5 protein-coding genes and 1 rRNA gene are annotated in these 6,001 nt (G+C 70.5%); 3 read left to right on the top strand and 3 right to left on the bottom strand.

The genetic code is table 11. The features are described 5' to 3' along the window. Nucleotides 1-404 precede the first annotated feature (404 nt). Complete coding sequence (gene trpS / locus RM609_RS34105; RefSeq protein WP_311616552.1) at nucleotides 405-1,412, top strand: tryptophan--tRNA ligase; 1,008 nt, start codon at nucleotides 405-407, stop codon at nucleotides 1,410-1,412. A 19-nt stretch (nucleotides 1,413-1,431) separates the two neighbouring features. On the opposite strand, the gene RM609_RS34100 is transcribed toward trpS, so the two are convergent. Further along, nucleotides 1,432-2,424, bottom strand: coding sequence for a GlxA family transcriptional regulator (locus RM609_RS34100; RefSeq protein WP_311616551.1), 993 nt, complete (start codon nucleotides 2,422-2,424; stop codon nucleotides 1,432-1,434). A gap of 93 nt (nucleotides 2,425-2,517) precedes the next feature. Here RM609_RS34100 and RM609_RS34095 point away from each other — a divergent pair, with 93 nt between their 5' ends. Further along, the gene (locus RM609_RS34095) at nucleotides 2,518-3,108 is read left to right on the top strand and encodes a cysteine hydrolase family protein (RefSeq protein ID WP_311616550.1); all 591 of its coding nucleotides are present in this window, start codon (nucleotides 2,518-2,520) and stop codon (nucleotides 3,106-3,108) included. Between the two features lie 34 nt (nucleotides 3,109-3,142). Here the strand turns inward: RM609_RS34095 and proC are convergent, their stop codons facing one another. Beyond that, nucleotides 3,143-3,952, bottom strand: coding sequence for a pyrroline-5-carboxylate reductase (gene proC / locus RM609_RS34090; RefSeq protein WP_311616549.1), 810 nt, complete (start codon nucleotides 3,950-3,952; stop codon nucleotides 3,143-3,145). Between the two features lie 357 nt (nucleotides 3,953-4,309). Here proC and RM609_RS34085 point away from each other — a divergent pair, with 357 nt between their 5' ends. Beyond that, on the top strand, nucleotides 4,310-5,854 hold the full coding sequence (locus tag RM609_RS34085) for a SulP family inorganic anion transporter (RefSeq protein WP_311616548.1): 1,545 nt from the start codon (nucleotides 4,310-4,312) through the stop codon (nucleotides 5,852-5,854). Nucleotides 5,855-5,931: 77 nt separating this feature from the next. On the opposite strand, the gene rrf is transcribed toward RM609_RS34085, so the two are convergent. Beyond that, a 5S ribosomal RNA gene (gene rrf, locus RM609_RS34690) occupies nucleotides 5,932-6,001 on the bottom strand; the annotation flags it as partial.

The following is a 6,001-nucleotide window of genomic DNA, read 5'->3' as shown; positions in this document are numbered from 1 at the left end:
ATCACTACTTTAGCGGATTTCCCCCGCGGCGCCTAATCGGCGCCCGATCCGAATTCCGGACACGCCGAAATTCATCCCGTTCAAGGGTCATGCAAAGAGGTGATCGCCGCCGACGCGGCTAGAGGTGCCGCCCCGTCGTCCTTGCGGACTCCGTGGCAACTCGAAGGACTCTACACGAGCCTGTAACCATCATCAAACCGGTGGCGCAAGTGGGTTTGGCGGGCGTACGGTCGCCGCATGACGAAGCATGCCTGCACCCAGCAGTGGTGGGCCGCCTGACGGCGGCCCGACCTTGCGCGTAGCGCGCATGCATCCAACGGCCGCCGCCTCGGCGGCCGTTTTTGCTGTCTGTGGCGGTGGTCCCGATCCTCCGGACTCTCCGGACCCAAGGAGCCACGGCACCCATGACGACCCGGATCTTCAGCGGCATCAAGCCCACCGGCCACCTCACCCTCGGCAACTACCTCGGGGCCCTGCGCCAGTGGGTCACCGTCGACCAGCACCGGGCCGACGCCCTCTTCTGCGTCGTCGACCTCCACGCCCTCACCGTCGATCACGACCCGGCGCGCGTCCGCCGGCTCAGCCGACAGGTGGCGACCTTGTTCCTCGCCGCCGGACTGGACCCCGCCCTCTGCACTCTCTTCGTACAGAGCCACGTCGACGAGCACACACGGCTCTCGTATGTCCTCGAGTGCACGGCGAGCGACGGGGAGATGCGGCGGATGATCCAGTACAAGGAGAAAGCCGCGAAGGAACGGGCCACCGGTGGCAGCGTTCGGCTGTCGCTCCTCACCTACCCCGTGCTGATGGCAGCGGACATCCTCGCCTACGGGGCCGACGAGGTGCCGGTGGGTGACGACCAGGCGCAGCACGTCGAGCTCACCCGCGACCTGGCCGTGCGGTTCAACCAGCGGTACGGGCATACGTTCACGGTGCCGAAGGCCGTGCTCCCGGCCGTGGCCGCGCGTGTCATGGACCTCCAGGACCCCACTTCCAAGATGGGGAAGTCGCATGCGGACACGTCCGGCATCGTCTATCTGCTCGACGAGCCGGATGTCGCTCGCCGGAAAGTCATGCGTGCGGTGACCGACAGCGGGAGCGAGGTCGTCCACGACCGGGAGGCGCAGCCCGGCATCGCGAATCTGCTGGAGATCCTGGCGGCGTGCACAGGCGATGACGGCGGGCCGGCGGAGCTGGCCGCGCGCTACAGCTCGTACGGGGCGTTGAAGAAGGACACGGCCGAGGCCGTCGTCGAGACGCTGCGGCCCATTCGGGAGCGGCATGCGCAGCTGTGTGCCGACCCCGGATATGTCGACGAGGTGCTGAGGGCCGGTGCCGAGCGGGCGCGGGGGCTGGCCCGGCCGACGGTCGACGCCGCGTACGAGGCCATCGGTCTCCTGCCCGCGAGGTGACCGAGGGGACCGGCCCGTCTCACCCCACCGCGCGGAAGGACCTGCGGTAGTCGCGTGGGCTGGTGGCGAGGCGGGCGGCGAAGTGCTGGCGCATGGTGACCTCGCTGCCGAAGCCGCAGCGGCGGGCGACCTCGGGCATGGGCAGGTCCGTGCGTTCCAGGAGCTGCTGTGCCGCGGCGACGCGCTGGTCGAGGAGCCACTGGATCGGGGTCGTCCCCGTGGTGGCGGTGAAGTGGCGGGCGAAGGAGCGCGGTGACATGCCGGCCCAGCGCGCCAGGTCGGCGACGGTGAGCGGTTCGGACAGCCGGCGGAGCGCTCGTTCCCGTACGGCCGCGAGGGTGTCCGAGGCCTCGCGTTCGGCGGCCGTCGGCGCGGGGTGCTCGATGAACTGGGCCTGGGTGCCCGTGCGGAAGGGGGCGGTGACCATCGAGCGGGCGATGGTGGCCGCCGCCTCGGCGCCGTGGGCGCTACGGACCAGGTGGAGGCAGAGGTCGATACCCGCGGCGACGCCCGCCGCCGTCCAGACGCCGTCGTCCTCGACGAAGAGGGCGTCCGGCACGACCTCGACGTCCGGGTGGGTGGCGGACAGCAGAGTGGTGAGGTTCCAGTGGGTGACCGCGCGCCGTCCGTCGAGGAGCCCGGCCTGGGCGAGCACGAAGGCTCCCCCGCACAGAGCGGCGACGGGAACGCCCGCCCGCTGCGCGGTGCGCAGTGCGTCCAGTACGGGCTCGGGGACCGGGGCCAGGTGGTCGTCGACGCCGGGTACGACGACGAGGTCGGCGGTGGCCGTCCAGTCCAGGGCCTGGTCGGGGGTGAGGGTGAGGCCGCCCGGCATCCGCACGGGCGCTCGGTCCGGTGCGCAGCGGCGGAGTTCGAAGGGCGGGGCGCCGCGCCCGGTGCGGTCGACGCCCCAGACCTCGGCGATGACGGCGACGTCGAAGGCCCGTATGCCGGGAAAGGCGACGAGGGCGATGCGCTGAGCTGTGCGTCGAGCTGTGCCGTTGGGCTGCATGACGGTCATGGTGCACCGCCACGGCGGACTTGGCATCAATCCATCGATCATGGTCTCTTCTGCCACTGTCGGCTGCTGTGCCGCGCCAACAGGATGGTGGGCATGGAGATCACCGAGGTCACTCAGAACACCGCGCTCATCGTCATCGACGTACAGAAGGGCTGGCACGATCCGGCCTTCCCGCCCCGGGACAACCCCGCCGCCGAGGGCAATATCGCCGCGCTCGTCGACGCCTGGCAGGAGGCGGGCCGGCCCGTCGTCTTCGTACGGCACGACTCGCCCAAGGCGGATTCCCCGCTCCGTCCCGGGCAGGAGGGGAACGCCTTCCAGGACTTCGTCGAGGAGCGCCGGGGCCGGGGCGCCGGTCCGGAGCTGTTGCTCACCAAGACCGTGAATTCCGCGTTCATCGGTACGCCGGATCTGCGGAGCTGGCTGGACGCGGCGGGGATACGGCAGATCGTCGTCGCCGGCATCATGACGAACTGGTGCGTGGAGACGACCGCACGGATGGGCGGCAATCTCGGCTACGACGTGATCGTGCCGCTCGACGCCACGCACACGTTCGACGCCGTCGGCCCTGACGGGCGGGTCCTCACAGCCGCCGAGCTGGCGCGGGCGACGGCGACCAATCTGCACGCGGGCGGTTTCGCGAAGGTCGTCTCCACGGCGGCACTGCTGGGCTGACGGCGGCCGGGGTCGGCTCAACCGCTGTCCGCTGTCAGCTGTGGCCGGTGCCCAGTTCGCGGCTGCGGTCGCGGGCGGCTTCCAGGGCGGCGATCAGGGCCGCGCGTACGCCGTGCTTTTCCAGCTCGCGGATCGCGCTGATGGTCGTACCGGCGGGCGAGGTGACCGCCTCGCGGAGCTTCACCGGGTGCTCGCCGCTGTCGCGGAGCATGACCGCGGCGCCGATGGCGGCCTGGACGATCAGGTCGTGGGCCTTGTCCCGGGGCAGGCCGAGCAGGATGCCGGCGTCGGTCATGGCTTCGACGAGGTAATAGAAGTACGCCGGGCCGGAGCCGGAGAGGGCCGTCGCCGCGTCCTGCTGCGACTCGGGGACGCGGAGCGTCTTGCCGACCGGCTTGAAGATCGCCTCGGCGCGGAGGAGGTGGTCCTCGGTGGCGTGGGAGCCCCCGGAGATGACGGACATGCCCTCGTCGACGAGGACGGGGGTGTTCGGCATGACGCGTACGACGGGGACGCCGGCCGGCAGCCGCTCCTCGAAGAAGGCGGAAGGCACGCCGGCCGCAGCGCTGATGACGAGGCGGTCGGCGGGCAGGTGCGGGGAGAGCTCCTCAAGGAGGGTGCTCATGTCCTGCGGCTTGACGGCCAGGATCAGGGTGTCGGCGGCCTTGGCGGCCTCGATGTTGCTGACCACCTCGACGCCGTAGCGGGCGCGGAGCGCCTCGGCGCGCTCGGCGCGGCGGGCCGTGCACATCAGGTCGTCCGTGGACCAGCCCGCGCGGATCATGCCGCTGAGGAGGGCCTCGCCGATCTTTCCGGTGCCGAGGACGGCGACTCTCTGCTGCACGGGGGCTCACCTCTTCGTTCCGCTGGACTTCGTTCCGCTGGGCTCGCTTCATCCTCCCACCTCGGTCGCCCCAGGGGCGCCCGGAAGCGGTAGCTCCCCTTTCCCGACACTGCGTTTACATCGTGGTTACACATCAACTCACCGATCCCCACCACGACTTGGCCAAAATATGGTCGAGTGATTAACAGCCCGGCGCCGCAGGGACGACGGCGTCGGCGCCGCCTGTCGCCGCGCTCTCCCGCGGCACGACACCTGATGCCCATCGGCCCCTTACTCCACCTGTCTGTACTCCACCTGTCTGGCAACGATCCTCATCGCATCGCTGCGCGCGCTTCGAGCGCGCTGGAGGCAAACCTCATGCAGAAGACTCTCTTCCGCCGTGTCCGCACCGCCGTCGACCGCGTTGGCCTCCTCGCCAACCTCCGGGCCGATTTCGCCGCGTCGCTGGTCGTCTTCCTCATAGCCGTGCCGCTCTCCGTGGGCATCGCCGTCGCGTCCGGCGTCCCCGTGGAGCTGGGCCTCGTGACCGGCATAGTCGGCGGCCTGCTCACGGGCCTGCTGCCGGGCAGCAGCATGCAGGTCAGCGGCCCGGCGGCCGGCCTGACAGTGCTGGTCTACGAGGCCGTACGGGAGTACGGGCTCAGCGCGCTCGGCGCACTCGTCCTCACCGCCGGGCTGCTCCAGATGGCAATGGGCCTGCTGAAACTGGGCCGTTGGTTCCGGGCCATCTCCGTCGCGGTGGTGCAGGGAATGCTCGCGGGCATCGGCGTCGTCCTGATCGCCGGGCAGCTGTACGCGCTCGCCGACGCGGACGCGCCGGCCGGCGCGCTCGAGAAGCTCGGCGGCCTGGTCACCCTGCTCACCGACACCCTCGCCTCGGCCGACTCGCTCGCCGCGGTCGCGGTCGGCGTCGGCACGGTGGCCGTGCTGGTGCTGTGGCCACGCTGGCAGTGGGGCGCGCGCCTCGTCCCCGCACCTCTGGCCGCGGTCGCGCTCGCCACGACGGCGGTCGGACTGCTCCAACTGCCCGTCGACCGGGTCCAGGTACGCGGTCTCTTCGACGCTATTCAGCCGCCCTGGAGTGGCGACTTCGCGCGCTTGACCGAGTTCGGGGTCCTGGGGACGGTGCTCGCCTTCGCGCTCATCGCCTCGGCCGAAACCCTCTTCAGCGCCGCCGCCGTCGACCGGCTCCACGACGGCCCACGCACGGACTACAACAAGGAACTCATCGCCCAGGGCGCCGGCAACACCGTCTGCGGTGTGCTCGGCGCCCTCCCCATGACCGCGGTGATCGTCCGCAGCTCCGCCAACGTCTACGCGGGCGCCAGGACGAAGGCCTCCCGCGTCCTGCACGGCGTATGGCTGCTGGTCTTCGCGACGCTGCTGCCCTGGGTCCTGGAACTCATCCCGGTCGCGGCACTCGCGGGGGTGCTCGTCCACGCGGGCTGGAAACTCCTGCCGGGCCGTGAGCTGGGCCCGCTCTGGCGGGACCACCGCGGCGAGGTCGCGGTCCTGGTGACGACCACCGTCGCCATCGTCGTGACCAACCTCTTCGAGGGCGTGGTCGTCGGCCTGCTGCTGGCCATCGTGAAGGCGGCCTGGGAGACCTCCCACGTCCACATCGAGACCACGACGATGCGGGACGGGCGGGTACGGGCACGGGTGCTCGGCAACGCCAACTTCCTACGGCTGCCCAGGCTCCTGGACGAACTCGACGCCCTCCACCGAGCCGGCCGCGAAGTCGAGCTGGACCTCACCGGGCTCCGGCACATGGACCGGGCCGTGCACACCGCGCTCTCGGGCTGGGCTGAACGGTATGGCTCGCTGCGGGACGGCGACACAAACGGCAAGGGGAACGGCAACGGTGACGGCGAGGCCACGGGACGAGTGGTCGCGGTGTAGGTGCGTGCGTGCGTACTTGTCCGTAAACGCAAGAAAGCCCCGGCAGGTATCCCCTGCCAGGGCTTTCTCCAAAAGAAGTTCGGCGGCGTCCTACTCTCCCACAGGGTCCCCCCTGCAGTACCATCGGCGCTGAAAGGCTTAGCTTCC

This window comes from Streptomyces hesseae (genome assembly GCF_031845785.1).
GTDB classification, from domain to species: domain Bacteria; phylum Actinomycetota; class Actinomycetes; order Streptomycetales; family Streptomycetaceae; genus Streptomyces; species Streptomyces hesseae.
Note: the sequence above shows the minus strand (reverse complement) of the source record. Positions and strands in the feature narration are given on the sequence as shown.

Bases quoted from the DNA above. Each gene is read 5' to 3' on its own strand.
- RM609_RS34100 (WP_311616551.1), bottom strand. From the start codon at position 2,424: ATGCAGCCCAACGGCACAGCTCGACGCACAGCTCAGCGCATCGCCCTC.
- RM609_RS34085 (WP_311616548.1), top strand. From the start codon at position 4,310: ATGCAGAAGACTCTCTTCCGCCGTGTCCGCACCGCCGTCGACCGCGTT.
- RM609_RS34095 (WP_311616550.1), top strand. From the start codon at position 2,518: ATGGTGGGCATGGAGATCACCGAGGTCACTCAGAACACCGCGCTCATC.
- trpS (WP_311616552.1), top strand. From the start codon at position 405: ATGACGACCCGGATCTTCAGCGGCATCAAGCCCACCGGCCACCTCACC.